A 16,554-nucleotide genomic window follows, 5' to 3' on the forward strand; every position below is an offset into this window, starting at 1 on the left:
GGCGCTGCGCCAGGCGGCGCACCCTCAACCGCGGGTCGTGATCTGCGGGCGCGCTTTCACAAACCGGCGCGCAAATTCGACAAGGTCGGGCGGTGCCGTGCTGCGCGCAAACAGCCCCTTGTCGAGGGCTCTGAGAAGGCTCTGGCGCTGGTTTGAAGGGCCATCGCGCGCCAGCATCTGTGCGGCGACCCGCCGCGTCCGGGCGGTGTTGCCTGCGCGGGCCGCCTGCCGCAGATGGCGGGTCAGCGGATCAAGCAGGGCAAACCGGTGCAGCGCTGAAACCCCCTGAAAGCGCCAGCCGGAAACCGCCGATGCAAGGCCACCGGCAAAGACCAGCGCCCCCAGCAGCAGCATGCTCCACCCCGGCAACCGCACCGATGAAGCCGAAGATTCTTCCACCCCGGGCACTGGCACCGGCGGCGGGGTCACATCCCCATAGGCGATCCGCTGCGCCGAAATTTCGATGCTGTGGCTCTGGCGGGTGTGCGTGTCAAAGTACTCCAGCGTCACCGGTTCCACCACGGTCGAGGTGTCGTTGCCCGGCCGGATCGTCCAGCGCCAGAAGGCATAGGAAATCGGCCCTTCGGGCGAGAGTTCCACCAGCCGTTTGTCCGGGTGCGGAAAGACGATGCCCGAGGGCGAGCGCAGTTCCGGCATGGGTGGCAACATCTCGGGTGTTACGCCAACCGCCTCGACCCGGATGACGCGCAACACCCCCTCGCCCCGTTTCAACTGGTCCGGCGCGTTGGACCACTGGTCAGAAATCCGCAGATCCCGGACCGGAAACCACCAGGCTTCGGACACCGGGGCCGGGTCCACGCTGATCGTAACCGGCTCGGACCGGACCGCGTGTTCAAACCATTCGTCCTGTTCATCTGTCAGGGTCAGGTTGTGCGTAAAGGCCCCGATGGTCAGCTCGCCCGCGCCATCAGGATAGATCGCCATACGCCGGGTCATGGTTTTGACCTTTTCGCCGCCGATCCGTTCCTCGCGCCAGGTGTCCGCGCCCAGCTGGGTCCAGCTGAAACCCGCAAAATCCGGCTGCTCCAGCGCCTCGCGGGTGATGTGCCGCCGGTAAATACCGTGGATCGTCAGGATCACCATCTCGCGCGCCAGGGGTCTGTGCCCGGTGGTCTCCACGGTGACCGACAGTTCCAGCTCTTCTGGCAGGACGGTCCTGGATTGCGCCAGCACAAAACCTGGCAGACACCACAGGCAAAGCAGCAAAGCCAGCACCCTCATCGCGGATCCTCCGGATCGGGGGGCGACAGGCCCAGCTTCTGCCGCCGCCTGTGCTCCTGAACAATGCGCGCCTTCATAAAACTGCCGGGCACGTCCGACAGCTGTTGCAGCCAGCGATCATCCGCCACGATGAACTTGTCGTCAAAGACACGCCGCACCTCCAGCCGCCCCCTGCTTTCCAGCTCCGCCAGCCCCATCATCGTGTTGTTGTTGGTGACCTCGCTGCCGGTGCCCGCCGCGCGGCCATCACCCCGCGCCACAAAGCTCTCCTTTTTGGGGCCGTCCCTGTCCCGTTTGGGAAACAGTGCCAGCGAGGCCGCATCAATACCGAGGCCCGCGTAATAGGCGGCGACCACGTCGAAATTGGCCCGCGCGTCCGGGTTCCCGGCAACAATCGCCTGGTCGAGCGATTCCAGCGCTGCCGCATACTGTCCCGCATGGGCCTGCGCGGTGCCCAGGCCATAGGCATCCCCCGCCGCCTCAAAGGCCGCCGCCGCCTGATCAAACGCGCCCGCCCGAAAGGCGGCAACCCCGCGCCACTGCGGATCGCTGAACGCCAGCAGTGCCGGGCCGGGCAGCCCCGCCCCCAGCAACACACGCCCCAGCGGGGCCATGCCCCCCAGCGCAAAGGCCAGCACCAGCGCCACAGCAGTCAGAAGCGCCAGAACCCTCATGCCTCGCGCCGCCTGAACAGCAAAAGCAGCGGCAGGAGCGCCAGCAGCAGAATATAGCGGCCCATGTCCTTCCAGAAGAGCAGCGGATAGTCCTGCGCCTCCAGCCGGGTCCGGGCATCCTGTTGCATCCAGTCCGCCAGTGCATCGGTCTGCTCCAGCGTGAAAACCCGGCCCCCGCCCGCGCTGGCGTGGGTGCCAAAGGCCGCATCCGGTGCCTCCGGCGCGATCAGCGACAGGCGCACGCCCTGCGCCGACAGCGCTGCGGCTTCCTGCAGGGTCGCAGGGCCCAGCCCCTCCCCGTCCGTCAGCAGGATCACGTCACCCGCGATCACACTGGCCTCCTCCAGCAGACGCCGCGCCAGGGCCAGGCCGCGTTCCGGCCGCGATCCGGGGTCCGGCATCATCTCTGCATCGATCAGCGAAAAGGTCTGGCCCAGCTGCAGATGATCCAGCGTCATATCCGTGGCGACATAGGCGTCGCCGCCAAAAACGATCAGCCCGCCGGGGCGCGTGCCCAGCGATGCAATGCCAAAGCGCCCCATGGTCTGCATCTGCGGCCAGCGCGCGTGTTCCATGACGCTCTGCGAGGCATCGACCAGAAACAGCACTCCGTCGAGGTTGCGAAAAGACAGCGTGTCGCGCCGCTCTACCGCCGGGCCGCAGAGTGCCAGCACACACAGCGTCGCGGTCGCCAGACAGGCGATCAGCGGCAGGCGGCTGGATGACTGATCAACCCGCCCCAGCGCCGCCATCGCCTGCAACAGCGCGGGATCTGCTGCCCGGTGCCAGTCACCCAGCCCGCCCCGCCGGGTGAACAGCCACCAGCCGGCCAGCGCCAGCGGCGGCAGGGCCAGCAGCCACCAGGGCCGCAGCAGCGCAAACTCCAGGCCACTCATGACACATCCCTGAAGGCAAACCAGAGCATCAGCACCGCCGCGAGACCCGCAGGCCAGGCCCAGTAGTCGTGAAACACCTCTGCCGCCAGCCCGTCGCTGTCGGTGGATTCCAGCGCGTCCAGGGCCGCACCCACCTTAAACAGGTCATCGGTTGTTTTAACGCGGAAACTCTCGCCCCCGGACATTTCGGAAATCGCCTGCAGGGTCACCACATCGACCACCCCATGCTCACCCTCTTCGGCGCTGGCCATATCCTTGGGCCCCAGGGCGATGGTATGCACCCGCACGCCCATCTCTGCCGCCAGTTCCGCGACCCCGCGCGGGTTGGTGGCCCCTGCGTTATTGACCCCGTCCGACAGCAGGATCACCACGCGCGAGGCCGCATCGCTGTCCTGCATGCGTTTGAGCGCAAGGCCCAGCCCGTCAGAAATATTCGTCGCCCGGCCCGAGATGCCGATGGTCGCCTCTTCGATCCGGCGGGCCACGGCCTCGGTGTCAAAGGTAAAGGGGGCCGCGTAATAGGCCTCCGAGCCAAAGAGGATCAGCGCCACCCGGTCCCCTGCCCTGCGGCGGGCAAAATCCGCGCCCACCGCCCTGACGGCCTCCAGCCGCGTGATCTGCCTGTCATCCAGATAAAAATCATCCCGCACCATCGAGCCCGACAGATCAAGCACCACCGCCAGATCGCGGCCCGTGACCTTGAGCGCCGAGACAGGTGCCAGCTCGCGCGGACCAGAGATCGCAACCAGCACAAGCGCCCAGACCAGCCAGAGCAGCCCCTGCCCGGCAAACAACCGGCCGATGCTGCGCGCCTCCTGCTCCTGCGCCAGCAGCCGCCCGCCGATCCGGTCGGGCACGCGCAGCGCCCCGCCGGTCATGCGCCCGCGCCCCAGCAGAAATACAGCCAGAACCGGCAGTGGCAGCAACACCAGCGCCAGGGGATTTGCCAGATCAAACAAGGCGTTCCAGCTCCGCTTGCAGCGCCTCGGAGGTCAGAGCGCTCCGGGGGTGATAGAGATCGCGTGCCAGCTGAGCATAGCGCTCCGGCGCGTGGTGGCGCAGCAGATGCAGAAACGCCGGACGCCGCTGGCTTTCGGGCAGGTCGCGCAGCTGGCCAAGCCGGTCCTTCAGATCAGGCGGACCGCTGCGCCGCGCCCGCCGGCCAAGCGCCCGCAGACCGCCAGCCACGATCAGCGCTGCAACACCCGCCAGACCGACCGTCATCGCCAGATCCGAGGCAAGCCCCCCGGCGGCCTGCGCGGGCAGGCTGATGTCATGCAGACTGGCCAGCATGGCCTCTTCGCTCAGCGCCCGCTCCGCCATCAGTGCTGCCCTGCCGGAAAGGCGGAGGCGATCCGCTGGGCGGTCTGCTCGATGCTCTCACCTGCATCCAGTACCAGCGCAGGAAGGCCTGCGATCTCCTCTTCGCCCGGGTTCTGTGATGCGCTGTCTGACCCCAGGGTCAGCCGCGCGCGGCGTCCGTCTGCCAGGCGCACCGGGTAGCGTCCGCGCGGGATGTTCCGCACGGCCTCGTCGCTGATCAGCACCAGCCGGGGCGTGCGCCGCCGCGCCAGCGAGGCCAGCCGGTCCTCCAGCGCGGCACCCGGCGCATCAAAGCCCGAGGCGATCACCAGCTCTGAGCCCGAGGGCACCAGCCGCTCCACCCGCGACAAAGCCTGATCGAGAGGGGCATCCTCCCCCTGCCCTGCCGGAACTGCCTGCAGGGCACTGGCATGGGCCTGCACCAGACCGCCGATCACATCGAGCATCCCCCGCTGCCGTCCGCGCGGCGGCACGATCACGGGCTTGTCCGGTGTTATTGCAAACAGCCCCACACGCCCGCCGCTTTCCACGATCGACCAGCCGATCAGCGCCAGCGCCTCTGCTGCCGCGACCGACCGCAGGGCACGGCGCAGCCCCCAGAACATCGATGGCCGGAAATCCGCCACCAGCAGGTTGATCCGGTCGCGCTCCTGCTGAAACTGGCGGATGTGCATGCGCCCGGTGCGCGCTGTGGCGTTACGATCCAGATGCCGGATATCATCGCCCGGCACATATTCGCGAATGTCGGCAACCTCCAGCCCGTGTCCCTTGCGCCGGGTCGAAAACCCCCCCGGCAGATTGGCCAGCACCGGCCCTGCCGTGGCCTGCAGCATCACCCGGCGCAGCGCAATCAGCTCCTGCGAGCCAAGCGCGACACCGGGAGCCTGCAGCGCCGCCGTCACAACGGCTCGACCGCGTTCAGAATATCGGCAACCACATCGCGCGGTCTGCGCCCATCTGCCACTGCGCGCCAGGTCAGCACCATGCGGTGCGACAGGGCATCGGCGGCCAGCACCGCCACATCCTCCGGAATCGCATAGTCGCGACCCTGCATAAAGGCACGCGCCCGGGCAGCCGCCGCCAGCGTCAGCGTGCCCCGGGGCGAAACCGCATGTTCGATATCACCACACAGCGCGCCCTGCCGCGTCGCGGCCACAAGGCGCACGATATAGTCCCGCAGTTCCGGGGCCAGATGCACCGCACGCACCGCCGTCCGTGCTGCCGCCAGATCGGCCAGCGACATCGGCTCGGGGTGCCGCTCGCCCGCCTGGGCCTCTGCCTCGACCAGATCCAGAATGCGCCGCTCCGTCTCCATGTCCGGCAGCTTCAGCTCCACATGCAGCAAAAAGCGGTCCAGCTGCGCCTCGGGCAGCGGAAAGGTGCCGTCATGCTCGATAGGGTTTTGTGTCGCCACCACCAGAAACGGGTCCGGCAGCGCATGGGTGTCATTGCCCACCGTGACCTGATGCTCTGCCATGGCCTCCAGCAGGGCTGACTGCACCTTGGGCGGGGCGCGGTTGATCTCATCCACCAGCACCAGGTTGTGAAACACCGGGCCGCGCGCAAACTCAAACGCGCCGTCCTGCGGGCGGTACACCAGCGTGCCCGTCAGGTCCGAAGGCATCAGATCGGGCGTGCACTGGATGCGGGCAAATGTGCCCTCCACGGCCTCGGACAGCCATTTCACCGCGCGGGTCTTGGCCAGGCCCGGCGGTCCTTCGACCAGGACATGCCCGCCGACCAGCAAAGCCACCAGCAGGCGTTCGATCAGATCATCATGGCCGATCAGACCCTGGGACAAATGCGCCCTCAGCGTCGCGACACCGTTGGGCGCGATTTCAGCTGCTGTGTCCATGGCTCCTCCCAACCGCCGGAACGGGCGGTTTCCCCGCATAACGCTAGCCCATGAACCGGACCCTACAAATACACCATAAGGTCTTAATGCCGCTAAAGGTCCGGGGCCGCGCAGACAGGATCAAGGATGGCCGCATAGGCGGGATCACCCATGGTCGCCTGCGCGCGGGTATAAAGATCGTCGTAATTGGCGTCGACATATTCGATAAAGGCCGGCTCGTTGGTCTGGTCCACAGGCGCTTCGGCGACCGCATACATCATGAAAACATCAAAGGTGCACAGCCCCGGCGGGTTAGACCGCACCAGAGCACGCATAAAGGCCGGCGATTCCCAGGGCAGCCGCCAGAGGTTGAGCGGGGTTTCCTGCAGCTTGGAGCGCCAGGCGACAGAGCGGTCAAAGATCAGGATATCCATGCCAAAGGTAAAGGACTGGAACAGTTCCTCAATCAGGATGGATTTGTAGAATGCGGCTTCGATCCTGCTGCGGGGGGCAGCGGCAGGCTGTTTGACCATGATATGCGTCCCCTGCCCCTGACGCCCGAAAAAGGTCTGTGCCATGGCAGGCGATGTCGCCGCGAAATACCCGCGCCCGGGCAATTCCAGCTGATAGGTGCGGTCCATCCACTGCAGGTCCGCCGACAGCGCCGTATTGGGCGGAAACCCGGAGTAGAGCCGCAATATCACCGTGCGCCCCGATCCGCAGGCGCTGGCGTCCTGCCCGGCATAGCGCATGGTCATAGGCTTGCCATAGGTCTGCAGCAGCAGGGCGCGGAAACTGTCGATTACCTCCAGCGAGGTGCGCCGCGGCCTCTCTCCCACCACGCACAGGCTGGCCCCCGCCAGCTGACGCCCGTTGATCAGCACCGGGATCGACAGATCCCGCCCGATCATCGTGGTCCGCAACTCATAGCTCCAGCCGCGTTTTGCCAGCTCGATATATGTCGCACGGTCCGCATGAGCCGCCGGACCGCAGAACAGGACAAGAAGGACGAGCAGATAACGCAACGGGCATTCCTTTCGCTTCAGGCAAGGTAGTGCGCGCCGCTGTGCGGGTCCAACCTTTCCTGTGGCGCGGCGTTCCCGGCCTTGGGAAATGCAATAACTACAGGGGGTTACCCTTTGCATAGGAGGCAAAGAAAGCCAGATAGGCCCGGTCAGGGTCTTTTGCGGGTTCCTTTGTTGCCGCCCAGGTGCGCCATTCGCTTTCGACAAAATAGATGTCATAGCCCGGATGGCGCAGCCGCGCGGTCTGATAGGTGTCGGTCATCAGCGGCGCGCCGAATTTTTCCATCGCAGCCGGACGTGGTTTCAGATCGACGCCCGTCACCACCTCGGCGGTGCCTTCGGTACGCGGTTTGCGCCCGACCTTTGAAAACGTCAGTTCGCGCGCACTGGCCCCGACCCCATCCGCGTCCTTGCGCCACCAGCGCAACTCCACATGGGTGATCCTGCGCCCGGTCTTGATCGGATCGATCTGCACTTCGAAATCCGACAGCGCGTTGACCTCCTTGATCGCCGGTTGCAGGGCGCGCAGGTTCAGGTTGGACCAGCTGGTCAGCTTGCCGTCCGGCACCCCCAGAAAGCCGCGCAGCTCTTCCAGCCGGAAGCGTTCTTTGGAGATGTATTTCAGGTTGCCGCGCTTTTGTACGATCTCGTAGAGGGTCAGCGCATATTTTGACGTCAGCGCAAACATCACCTCGCGTTTGAGCCGGGCAAAGACGGTCGAATCGCCGATGATCCGGCGCAGGCGCGCGGGTATTTCATAATGCAGCAACCCGTCACGTTTGAGCGATTCGACGTTTCCGCCCAAAAGCTGCACCCGCTCCAGATGCGGCTCGCCGTTGCGGCTGGTTTTAACTCGCACGATCGCAGACATCAGCCGTTCGATGCTCTCGCCCACCCGGTCATTGGAATTGTGACTGCCGCGCAACTCGGATTTGGAGATCACATGCTCCACCTTTTTGTCGATGGCATCCCAGGCGTTTTCCAGCAACAGGTTATAGATACGCCGGTCGTTCAGCGTCAGCGGCGTCACCTCGACCACGTCAATCAGCTCGCCGGGCTTGACGATTGACTCGGCGTTCGGACGCACCTCTCTGGTACGGGTGATGGTGGGTTTGCTGACCACGAAGGCTCCTGCAAAACTCTTACATTATTGCTGCTCTCGACGTAAGAGTAATGCGGCTTCCCCCGGCGGGCAACTAAAATCCCCGCCCTGCCCGAAACACCCGAAAAGTAAGTTTTAGCGATCGTGCAGAACAACGGACCCGCAACATCGTACTGAAAAGACTCTGAAAAAGCCCAGTGTTAGGGACAGTTTGCGAATCGTCCCGATATGTAAGCTTTGCGCGCACCCAAAAGGTAACGCCAGCCCACCCGATCTGTAAGAATTACCGTCCCGATCTGTAAGCCAAACCATCCCCGTATGTAAGCCTGAGGATCACAAACCATATATTTTTCAGTATATTACGGTTGATGAATATAGAATCTAAAGAACTAAGAAAAGAGGGTTTTCTTTTCATGGTATTTTGGATTTTCAGATGCCACGCGCTGCGCACAATGGCAAAACACCTGAAATATGCCGGCGTTTGCAGGCAGGCACCCTGCCCCACCGGCAGATTACGCTGGCAAGCGGTGCGTTTTTGGAGCATTTTGACAAAAAAACCGAACCCCGATGCGTTTTGCAAAAAAGTTCGAACAGGAGAGCAATATGTCATTCAGGTCCGATCCCGGCAGGGTCAATCTCGCCCAACTCAATATGCTGGCGGATCGCTCGCACGATATCATCGAACGGCTCAGAGACCAAGTCTATGCGCCGGATGCGCGCAAAACATTGGATATCCGCTTTAATGTAAAGACCGCCGCCGAGATGGTGGGCCGCAGCGAGAAGTCCATTCGCGAGGCGGAAGCCGCGGGACATCTGCAGCATCCCGACAAGGACCCGGTCACCGGCCGTCGCAGGGGATATACGCTCGCGCAGGTCAACGCCATGCGGGCCCATTTTGGCGCCCTGCCCCACCGGCAGCCTGACGAAAACCCGCTGGTGATGGCTGTGCAGAACTTCAAGGGCGGCGTGGGGAAATCCACAGTGGTCTGCCACCTGGCGCAGTACTTTGCCCTGCGGGGCTACCGCGTCTGTGTGGTCGATTGCGACAGTCAGGCCTCCACCACGTCGATTTTCGGGCTGAACCCGGATGTGGATGTGGATGAAGACGAGGACACGCTCTATCCGTTCTTCCGGCACGGCGGGCCTGGCGATCTGATCTATGCGATGCGTGCGACCTACTGGCCGAATATTGCGCTTATCCCGGCGAACCTCGGGCTCTATGATGCCGAATACGAATTTGCCGCCCGTATGGCGCGGGAAAGCGATTTCGTGCTCGACCGGTTGCGCGACGGTATCGCCACGATCAAGGGCCGCTTTGACATTGTGTTGCTGGATCCCCCGCCCGCACTGGGCATGATTTCCCTGTCGGTGCTGCGCGCCGCAGACGCGCTGCTGATCCCGGCGCCGCCCAACAACATCGACTTTGGATCAACAGCGCATTTCCTCAAGATGATGGCCGCGACGCTGGAGCAGCTGGCCGAGGCGGGCGGTGCGCGCGATTATGCCTTTGTCAAGATTCTCGCCAGTAAAATGAATGATAACAAATCCGCTCATGGCGCAATCAAACGCATGATGGATGCGGTCTTTCCCGAAGAGATGATGACCGCCGTGCTCAAGGACAGCGCAGAGATTGATAATGCGACGGCAAATCTGGGCACCGTTTACGAGGTCACCGGACCGGGCGCGCGGACGGAAACACACAAACGCTGCCGCGCCTATCTTGATGCTGTCGGGCGCGAGATCGAACTGCTGGTGCGCAAGACCTGGCCCAGCCATCACAAAGCGCTCGAGATGGAGGGGCTGCTATGACCAAACGCCATGATGATATCTTTGACGCTGTGCTGAGCGGCACACCGGACGCGCGCAGGGCAGGTGATGAGGCGGGCGGCAAGGGCAGGGCGCCCGCGCGCTTTCTCAAGCGTGGTAATGCCATCAGCGACCGACTCTCGGGCGAGAATGAGGAGAAGACCCTGCATTGGGTGGACCCCGCGCGCTGTCGTATGTGGGCACGTCACAACCGGGACTATGATCTGCTGACCGAAGAGACCTGCAGCGACCTGATCGAGGGCATCCGGGCGCAGGGACGGCAGGAATTTCCAGCCGTGGTGCGCCGGATCGATGACCCGGATTTTGACTTTGAGGTCATCTGTGGCGCGCGCCGTCATTTCGCGGTGAGCTGGCTGCGGGCGAACAATTATCCGCAGTTCAAATATCTTATCGACGTGCGGGATCTGAGCGATGAAGAAGCCTTTCGCCTCGCAGACATCGAGAACCGGGACCGCGAGGATATCTCTGACTACGAGCGGGCGGTGGATTATGCCGAGGCGGTAAAGCTCTATTACGGCGGCAGGCAAAAGGCGATGGCCGAACGGCTGGAGGTCTCGGAAGTCTGGTTGTCGCGCTACCTGGAACTGGCGCGTCTGCCGCAGCAGATCGTTGCTGCGTTTCCGACGGTGCGTGACCTGCGGGAGCTGCATGCCCGGACCCTCAAACCACTTCTGAAAGACGCCGCAAACCGCGAGGCGCTGTTGAAATGCGCGCGCAGTATCGCTGCCCGGCAAGACCAGGCGCGCGCGGGGCAGGGCGGCTTTGTCGACGCGCAAAAGGTCATGTCAGAGCTCAGGGCCGTGGGAGCCGCGCCAAAGCCGAAAACGGCGCTGAAAAAGACCTATGCCGCCCCCTCTGGCGGGGGTGAAATTACGCTGCAGCGGCGTGGGAAAAAGCTGCAGATCGAGGTGCCTGCGGGCATGTCGCGCAGTGATCTGGAAGCGGCTTTTGCCCGATTGCTGGATGCGGAATACTGAGAATTACCAATTGGTAATTTCCAGTCTTTCCAACTGGTAATTTCAGGTATTATTGAATAATAACAGTGATCTGTGCGAAACGGGGCGACTGGAAATCAGTCCGCCTGAACCACGCCGCGCTGAGGCTGTGCGCGGTAATTCAGCGGAGCATCGACCTGCACCGCATGGGTGTTGGCCTGCTGTTGCAGTGCACCGTGATGGGGGGATTTGATGCAAACCGGATCGGTCGCATTCGGATCGCCGATGATGGCCATGGCCTGACAGCGGCAGCCGCCGAAATCGACCGTTTTGCGGTCGCAGCTCTGGCAGGGTTCGGGCATCCAGTCCGTCCCGCGATAGGCGTTAAAGGCAGAACCCTTGTACCAGATTTCCTGCAGCGGCTTGTCCTGCACCCGGTCGAATTCCAGGTGCGGAATGGTCTGTGCCGCGTGGCAGGGCAGCACCTGTCCGTCCGGGGCCACGTTGAGCCCGGAGGTGCCCCAGCCGCCCATGCAGCGCTTGGGGTAATCGTCGTGATAATCGGCGGGCACATAGTCGATCACCAGCGTGCCTTTGAGCGACTTGCGGGCCTCGGCCACGATCTGCGTGGCCTCCTGCGCCTGCGCGCGCGTCGGCATAAAGGCATCGCGGTTTTTCAGGGCCCAGCCGTGAAACTGCACGGTGGCGACCTCGATCCGGCGCGCGCCCATTTCAACGGCCATCTCGATGGCGCGGGGCAGCTGGTGCAGGTTGCGCCGGTGCAGCACAGCGTTCAGCGTCAGGGGAAAGCCGATCTGGCCGATCCATGTGGCCACCTGCATCTTGCGTTTGAACCCGCCCTTGTAGCCGCCGATCTCGTCGGCCATTTCCGGGTTGGTGCCCTGCAGCGAGAGCTGCACATGATCGAGCCCCGCCGCATCCAGCGTCTGCAGCCGTTTTTCGGTCAGGCCGATGCCCGAGGTGATGAGGTTGGTATAGAGCCCCGCGTCGCGCGCGGCGGTGACCAGCTCTTCGAGATCGCGCCGCGAGGCAGGCTCGCCCCCCGACAGATGCAGTTGCAGAACCCCCAGGCCAGCGGCCTCGCGAAAGACCCGCGCCCAGGTCTGCGTGTCCAGTTCCTGATCAAGCCGGGTCAGTTCCAGCGGGTTGGAGCAATAGGGGCAGGAGAGTGGGCAGCGGTGCGTCAGCTCGGCCAGCATCGCGATGGGGGGCGGGATTTTCATGAGACGACATCCAGAAAGCGGCGGTCGCGCAGCGCGTCCAGAAACCCGGAACTGTCACTGGAGATCTGCTCCTGCGGCGCGCCAAAGCTTTCCGCCAGGTGATCGACGATTTCCTCAAAGCGCCGGGTGCCATCCACGGCGTTCAGAATGGCATGTCCGACACCATCAAGTGTCACCGCCCGTTCGGGGGCCAGCAGCACCCAGGTGTCGCGTACCCTGTCAAAATGCAGTCGGACACCGCGGGGCAGGGCAGGGATGTCCTGCGCCTCCATCAGGAGGCCCTCTGGAGCGACAGACCGGTGCCGGGCTGCCATGCCCCCGGCGGGATGCGTGCAGGCGCCACATAAGCGCCCCAGAGCGCGTCAAGCTGTGACCAGAGCACATCGGTCTTGAAGATCAGCGCCTGTGCCGCCATGTCGCGTTTTTCGTCGGTGTCGGCGTGATCCAGCACCCAGGCCAGCCCAAAGGCCACGTCTTTGGGGGCTTCTTTCAGACGGTTCTGGAAATAGGCCATCGAACTGTCATCGGCAAAATCGTAATTGGCCAGCAGCCCTTTGATCCTGTTGGCGTGGATTTTGGGCGCAAAGAGTTCGGTCAGCGAGGCCGCAACAGCCTCTAACAGGGTCTTTTCGCGTACAAACCGCACGTAGGCATCAACGGCGAACTTCGTGGCCGGCAGCACGCCCTCGCAGGAGGCGACATAGTCCGGGTCGAGCCCCACGGCCTCGGCCAGCCGCAACCAGCGTCTGATGCCGCCTTCGTTCTCTGCGGTGCCGTCGTGATCCTCGATCCGGCTGCGCCAGGCGCGACGCAGGGCAGGGTCCTCCACGCGGCTCATAAAGGCGGCGTCCTTCATCGGGATCGAATGCTGGTAATAGTACCGGTTGATGACCCAGGCGCGCACCTGATCCGGCGTGCAGTCACCCCCATGCAGCCTGTCGTGGAAAGGGTGCAGATCGTGGTAGCGTTCCGCCCCGATCTGGCGCAGCCGGGCCTCGAATGCATCTCGGTCCGTGGTCATAGGGTGATCTCCATTCCGTCCTGAGCGATGGTCCAGCCTGCGGCCCCGGCCTCTGCATGCTCCGGGGATCCGGGACGCAGCACAGGGTTGGTGTTGTTCATATGAACATAGATTTTCCGGCCAATGTCCATTCCGACAAAAGCCGCAATCGATCCGTCCTCACCGCTCATGGACATATGCCCCATGCGCGCGCCGGTTTTCTGGCCCAGCCCCGCGCGGACCATTTCGTCATCGCGCCAGAGCGTGCCGTCGAAAAACACCGCATCCGCCCCGTCCAGACGCCCGCGCAGGTCGTCATTCATCAGGGCGCAACCGGGAATGTAATAAGCGGTGGTACCGCCGCCTTCCAGCCTGACCCCCACGGTCTGATCGCCGATCAGATCGGTCTGCACCTGCTCGCCCTCCAGATAGAGGGGGACCTTGCCGGGCACCGCAAAGAGCGTGGCCGTCAGTGTCGGTGTCAGGGCAAAGGGTGTATCGAGCGCGATGGTCTCGCGCAGGACAACCGCACTGTTGAGCGCATCAAAGATCGGGTTCGCCGACAGAACCTCATGAATGCCGGCTGTGGCAAACAGGGTAAAGGGCTGCATTTCGCGCAGGGTCAGCAGGCCCGCCACATGGTCGATGTCACCATTGGTCACCAGCACCGAGGCCAGCGGCACATCGCGCAGCCCGGTCGGGTGCAGGGCAGGGGTCTGTGCCAGTTGGTGGCGGATGTCGGGCGAGGCGTTCAGAACGGCCCAGGAGGCACCATCTGCGGTCACAGCAAGTGAGGATTGTGTCTGGGAGGGGATTTTGCCCGCGCGGGCCAGATTGCAGTTTTCACAACCGCAGTTCCACTGGGGCAGCCCGCCACCGGCTGCTGCCCCAAGGATATGCGCGCGGAAAGACATGGTTCCCCCCACGCGCCAGGATATCAGATCAGGACTTCGCGCTCTTCGTCGCTGTCCGGACCGTACATGTTGATTTCCATGCCGCACTCGATTTCGCGGATGATGGGTTTTGTCCAAGCCATGCCAGTTCCTCCAGGGTTAAGGCCAATTGCCTTTGTCAAAAATGCCAAAGGTCGCGGCAATGATCGACTCTTATTTTATAAGAAGAAACTAGACTTTGGTCGGTGTTACCCGTCGTCAGGCACCGGAACAGTGCCTGAAAAGCAAAAGCCCTTATTACGTAACGTTTTGATTTCAAAACTAAAATACTGCCCCGAGAGCTTTTTGCGCAGATAGCCGATATAGACGTCCACAACGTTTTCGTTACCAGAGCCGTCCGAGGCCCAGAGGGTCTCAAAGATCATATTCCGGGGCAGGGGGGTCTCTGCGTGCCGGATCAGGAGCGACAAAAGCTCAAATTCGCGCTCGGTAAAGACCACTTCCCGGTCGTCGCAGCGCAGTTTCCGCTGTGCAGAGCACAGCGTTGCCCGGCCCGGGCGATGGCTGCCGGCGCGGCGTTGCTGGACCCGCAGCCGGGCGACCAGCTCGTCAAAGCTGAAGGGTTTGACCACATAGTCATCCGCTCCGGCTTCGAGCCCCGCGGCGCGGTCCTCCACATCTGACAGGGCAGAGAGCATCAGGATCGGCAGGGTGACACCGGCGGCACGGACCTGGCGCACCAGATCAATACCGCTGTCTGCCCCGAGCATCACGTCGATGATGGCCCCGTCAAAACCGGGCTGCGTCAGCCGGGCCAGCGCCCGGTCGGCGCGGTTTTCGGTCCGGGCCTCATAGTCATGCAGCGCGAGACCCCGGGCCAGGGCAGAGGTGATTTCCGGGTCGTCGTCAACGATCAGAAGGCGGGTGGTCATGGGCAGAGGTTATCCTGTCGCACGGGGCAGGCAAACCGAAATGACCGTGCCGGTGACGCCCGCGGGGCGCAGGGGCGCGGGCAGGGGGCTTTCTGCGGTGATCGTGCCGCCCTGCTCTTCGATGACCCAGCGGGCCAGCGCCAGCCCGAGGCCAAAGCCCTTGCCCGCATCTGCGCCCTTGCCCTGTTCGAACCGGTCGAAAATCCGGGGCAGCTGGTCTGGTGCAATGCCCGGGCCGTGGTCGATCACCTGCAGGGTGATCTGCTCTGCATCCGGTTCTGCCGACAGCTGTACGACACCGCCAGAACGGGCGTGGCGGATCGCGTTGCGCATGAGACCGACAAGGACCTGCCGCACCCAGTTGGGATCACAGTGCAGCACAACCTGCGGCATCGCGCCGACCCGCAGATCAAGGCCTGCGTTTTCCGTTTCCGCCCGGATTTCCGCGATGGCCTGCTCTGTCAGACCGGGCAGGGGCGTGTCCTGCAGCTCCAGCCCCAGCTGGCCGCTGTCCGACCGGGCGATCCGCAGCAGATCGTCGATCCGCCGGTTCAGGCGGGCGGCGCGGGTCTCGATGGTGGCAAAGGCGTCAGCGGCCTCTGGTGTGGACTTTCTGCCGATCTGCGCCTCCATCAGGATCACCGTGAGCGGCGTGCGCAATTCGTGACTGACATCTGCGAAAAAGCGGCGGCGGTTGGTGTCGATCTCCTCCAGCGTTGCGTTTGCGGCGCGCAGCGCTTCGGTGCGTTCGCGGATGGTTTCGTTCAGCCGCGCCCATTCCGACTGCACCTCCTGCCGGCGGTCGGCCAGTGCTGTGGCCATGCGGTTGGTCTCGGCAGAGATCTGTCCGATCTCATCCATGCGCATGACCGGCAGGGCGACGGCAAAATCCTCCTGCCCGATCCGCTGTGCCGCATCCCGCAGCCGGTCCAGGCGGGCGAACTGCGGCCGCACCAGGCCCAGGTAAAAGGCCGCCACAAGAGCGAGGGTGACAAGCGCGATGACCAGTGCCGCCAGCGCCAGGCGTTTGCGCAGGTCGTCGATGCCGGTCAGGATCTCGTTGCGGAACCGTATCTCGTTGTTCACCGCCTGGCTGAGCAGCGGATCAAAGCCCGAGGCAAAGCTGTCGATATAGGCGCGCAGTTCGTCCGCGTCCCCGGTGTCGGTGCCGAGCCCGGTTTCGGTGTTTTCCAGCAGCGCCTGCATCCGCGCCAGCCCCAGAGACTGTGTGGCAACGCGGGACTGGGCATCCAGGCCGATCTCCTGCGCCCGGTTTACGGCGGTTTCGGTGTCTGCGTTCAGCTGTGCAAATGTGCTGCGCAGGCGGTCTGTCACGGGGGCGATGCGGTCGCGGCGCACGGCCCTGGATTGCCCGGACTGGATCATCTCGGTGGTGATCACCAGAAAGGTCGCGGCCTGCTGAGAGAGGCTCGAATAGCGCGCCATGCGGGTTTCGGCCTCCAGCGCGGTGCTGAGCCGTGTGGAAACCTCATTCAGCCCCGAGACGAGAATAAGCGCGGTGACGAGCGTGCCCGCGCCGAGGATCGCCGCCCCGATACCCAGCCGCGCCTTGAGCGACAGCACGCGAGTGGAAAGGGGGCTGCGGCTCATGGGCCGGACACCCCGA

At 63.8% G+C, this 16,554-nt stretch carries 18 protein-coding genes; 2 read left to right on the forward strand and 16 right to left on the reverse strand.

Features of this window, described 5'->3' with window-relative positions:
• Positions 1–24: 24 nt before the first annotated feature.
• The 9 genes from Q1A34_RS14495 to Q1A34_RS14535 form a co-directional block, all read right to left on the reverse strand.
• On the reverse strand, positions 25–1,242 hold the full coding sequence (locus Q1A34_RS14495; protein ID WP_300035492.1) for a hypothetical protein: 1,218 nt from the start codon (positions 1,240–1,242) through the stop codon (positions 25–27).
• Positions 1,239–1,916, reverse strand: a complete 678-nt coding sequence (locus tag Q1A34_RS14500) for a hypothetical protein (protein WP_300035495.1) — start codon at positions 1,914–1,916, stop codon at positions 1,239–1,241. Before Q1A34_RS14500 ends, Q1A34_RS14495 begins: the two co-directional genes overlap by 4 nt.
• The gene (locus Q1A34_RS14505) at positions 1,913–2,812 is read right to left on the reverse strand and encodes a VWA domain-containing protein (RefSeq protein ID WP_300035498.1); all 900 of its coding nucleotides are present in this window, start codon (positions 2,810–2,812) and stop codon (positions 1,913–1,915) included. The genes Q1A34_RS14500 and Q1A34_RS14505 overlap by 4 nt, the downstream gene beginning before the upstream one ends.
• A complete protein-coding gene (locus tag Q1A34_RS14510) occupies positions 2,809–3,771 on the reverse strand; it encodes a VWA domain-containing protein (RefSeq protein WP_300035502.1) in 963 nt (320 codons plus the stop codon). The genes Q1A34_RS14505 and Q1A34_RS14510 overlap by 4 nt, the downstream gene beginning before the upstream one ends.
• Positions 3,764–4,135, reverse strand: coding sequence for a hypothetical protein (locus Q1A34_RS14515; RefSeq protein ID WP_300035505.1), 372 nt, complete (start codon positions 4,133–4,135; stop codon positions 3,764–3,766). The genes Q1A34_RS14510 and Q1A34_RS14515 overlap by 8 nt, the downstream gene beginning before the upstream one ends.
• On the reverse strand, positions 4,135–5,037 hold the full coding sequence (locus Q1A34_RS14520) for a DUF58 domain-containing protein (RefSeq protein ID WP_300035507.1): 903 nt from the start codon (positions 5,035–5,037) through the stop codon (positions 4,135–4,137). The genes Q1A34_RS14515 and Q1A34_RS14520 overlap by 1 nt, the downstream gene beginning before the upstream one ends.
• Positions 5,034–5,990, reverse strand: coding sequence for a MoxR family ATPase (locus tag Q1A34_RS14525; RefSeq protein ID WP_300035509.1), 957 nt, complete (start codon positions 5,988–5,990; stop codon positions 5,034–5,036). The genes Q1A34_RS14520 and Q1A34_RS14525 overlap by 4 nt, the downstream gene beginning before the upstream one ends.
• Positions 5,991–6,082: 92 nt before the next feature.
• Positions 6,083–6,994: a hypothetical protein gene (locus tag Q1A34_RS14530; protein WP_300035511.1), complete on the reverse strand. Its 912-nt coding sequence runs from the start codon at positions 6,992–6,994 to the stop codon at positions 6,083–6,085.
• Positions 6,995–7,091: 97 nt separating this feature from the next.
• Positions 7,092–8,117, reverse strand: a complete 1,026-nt coding sequence (locus tag Q1A34_RS14535; protein WP_300035513.1) for a replication initiation protein — start codon at positions 8,115–8,117, stop codon at positions 7,092–7,094.
• 582 nt (positions 8,118–8,699) lie between these two features.
• On the opposite strand from Q1A34_RS14535, the gene Q1A34_RS14540 reads away from it, so the two are divergent.
• Together Q1A34_RS14540 and Q1A34_RS14545 are read left to right on the forward strand one after the other, a co-directional pair.
• Positions 8,700–9,905: an AAA family ATPase gene (locus Q1A34_RS14540; protein WP_300035515.1), complete on the forward strand. Its 1,206-nt coding sequence runs from the start codon at positions 8,700–8,702 to the stop codon at positions 9,903–9,905.
• A complete protein-coding gene (locus Q1A34_RS14545; protein ID WP_300035517.1) occupies positions 9,902–10,900 on the forward strand; it encodes a ParB/RepB/Spo0J family partition protein in 999 nt (332 codons plus the stop codon). Before Q1A34_RS14540 ends, Q1A34_RS14545 begins: the two co-directional genes overlap by 4 nt.
• 95 nt (positions 10,901–10,995) lie before the next feature.
• Here the strand turns inward: Q1A34_RS14545 and pqqE are convergent, their stop codons facing one another.
• From pqqE to Q1A34_RS14580, 7 genes are all read right to left on the reverse strand, one after another.
• Complete coding sequence (gene pqqE / locus Q1A34_RS14550; protein ID WP_300035519.1) at positions 10,996–12,102, reverse strand: pyrroloquinoline quinone biosynthesis protein PqqE; 1,107 nt, start codon at positions 12,100–12,102, stop codon at positions 10,996–10,998.
• Positions 12,099–12,374, reverse strand: a complete 276-nt coding sequence (gene pqqD, locus Q1A34_RS14555) for a pyrroloquinoline quinone biosynthesis peptide chaperone PqqD (protein ID WP_300035521.1) — start codon at positions 12,372–12,374, stop codon at positions 12,099–12,101. The genes pqqE and pqqD overlap by 4 nt, the downstream gene beginning before the upstream one ends.
• Positions 12,374–13,123 (reverse strand): pyrroloquinoline-quinone synthase PqqC, encoded by a 750-nt coding sequence (pqqC, locus tag Q1A34_RS14560; protein WP_300035523.1) that lies wholly within the window; start codon positions 13,121–13,123, stop codon positions 12,374–12,376. Before pqqC ends, pqqD begins: the two co-directional genes overlap by 1 nt.
• Positions 13,120–14,016 (reverse strand): pyrroloquinoline quinone biosynthesis protein PqqB, encoded by an 897-nt coding sequence (gene pqqB, locus Q1A34_RS14565; RefSeq protein WP_300035525.1) that lies wholly within the window; start codon positions 14,014–14,016, stop codon positions 13,120–13,122. The genes pqqC and pqqB overlap by 4 nt, the downstream gene beginning before the upstream one ends.
• Positions 14,017–14,039: 23 nt before the next feature.
• Positions 14,040–14,138: a pyrroloquinoline quinone precursor peptide PqqA gene (gene pqqA / locus Q1A34_RS14570; protein WP_300035527.1), complete on the reverse strand. Its 99-nt coding sequence runs from the start codon at positions 14,136–14,138 to the stop codon at positions 14,040–14,042.
• A 105-nt stretch (positions 14,139–14,243) separates the two neighbouring features.
• On the reverse strand, positions 14,244–14,927 hold the full coding sequence (locus tag Q1A34_RS14575) for a response regulator transcription factor (protein WP_300035529.1): 684 nt from the start codon (positions 14,925–14,927) through the stop codon (positions 14,244–14,246).
• A 9-nt stretch (positions 14,928–14,936) separates the two neighbouring features.
• Positions 14,937–16,538 (reverse strand): HAMP domain-containing sensor histidine kinase, encoded by a 1,602-nt coding sequence (locus Q1A34_RS14580; protein WP_300035531.1) that lies wholly within the window; start codon positions 16,536–16,538, stop codon positions 14,937–14,939.
• Positions 16,539–16,554: the final 16 nt, after the last annotated feature.

The sequence above is a fragment of the uncultured Roseobacter sp. genome (assembly GCF_947491795.1).
Taxonomy (GTDB): Bacteria; Pseudomonadota; Alphaproteobacteria; order Rhodobacterales; family Rhodobacteraceae; genus Roseobacter.

Coding starts and splice junctions, on each gene's coding strand:
- Q1A34_RS14495 (WP_300035492.1), bottom strand. CDS start 1,242: ATGAGGGTGCTGGCTTTGCTGCTTTGCCTGTGGTGTCTGCCAGGTTTT.
- Q1A34_RS14500 (WP_300035495.1), bottom strand. CDS start 1,916: ATGAGGGTTCTGGCGCTTCTGACTGCTGTGGCGCTGGTGCTGGCCTTT.
- Q1A34_RS14505 (WP_300035498.1), bottom strand. CDS start 2,812: ATGAGTGGCCTGGAGTTTGCGCTGCTGCGGCCCTGGTGGCTGCTGGCC.
- Q1A34_RS14515 (WP_300035505.1), bottom strand. CDS start 4,135: ATGGCGGAGCGGGCGCTGAGCGAAGAGGCCATGCTGGCCAGTCTGCAT.
- Q1A34_RS14525 (WP_300035509.1), bottom strand. CDS start 5,990: ATGGACACAGCAGCTGAAATCGCGCCCAACGGTGTCGCGACGCTGAGG.
- Q1A34_RS14540 (WP_300035515.1), top strand. CDS start 8,700: ATGTCATTCAGGTCCGATCCCGGCAGGGTCAATCTCGCCCAACTCAAT.
- Q1A34_RS14545 (WP_300035517.1), top strand. CDS start 9,902: ATGACCAAACGCCATGATGATATCTTTGACGCTGTGCTGAGCGGCACA.
- pqqE (WP_300035519.1), bottom strand. CDS start 12,102: ATGAAAATCCCGCCCCCCATCGCGATGCTGGCCGAGCTGACGCACCGC.
- pqqD (WP_300035521.1), bottom strand. CDS start 12,374: ATGGAGGCGCAGGACATCCCTGCCCTGCCCCGCGGTGTCCGACTGCAT.
- pqqC (WP_300035523.1), bottom strand. CDS start 13,123: ATGACCACGGACCGAGATGCATTCGAGGCCCGGCTGCGCCAGATCGGG.
- pqqB (WP_300035525.1), bottom strand. CDS start 14,016: ATGTCTTTCCGCGCGCATATCCTTGGGGCAGCAGCCGGTGGCGGGCTG.
- pqqA (WP_300035527.1), bottom strand. CDS start 14,138: ATGGCTTGGACAAAACCCATCATCCGCGAAATCGAGTGCGGCATGGAA.
- Q1A34_RS14575 (WP_300035529.1), bottom strand. CDS start 14,927: ATGACCACCCGCCTTCTGATCGTTGACGACGACCCGGAAATCACCTCT.
- Q1A34_RS14580 (WP_300035531.1), bottom strand. CDS start 16,538: ATGAGCCGCAGCCCCCTTTCCACTCGCGTGCTGTCGCTCAAGGCGCGG.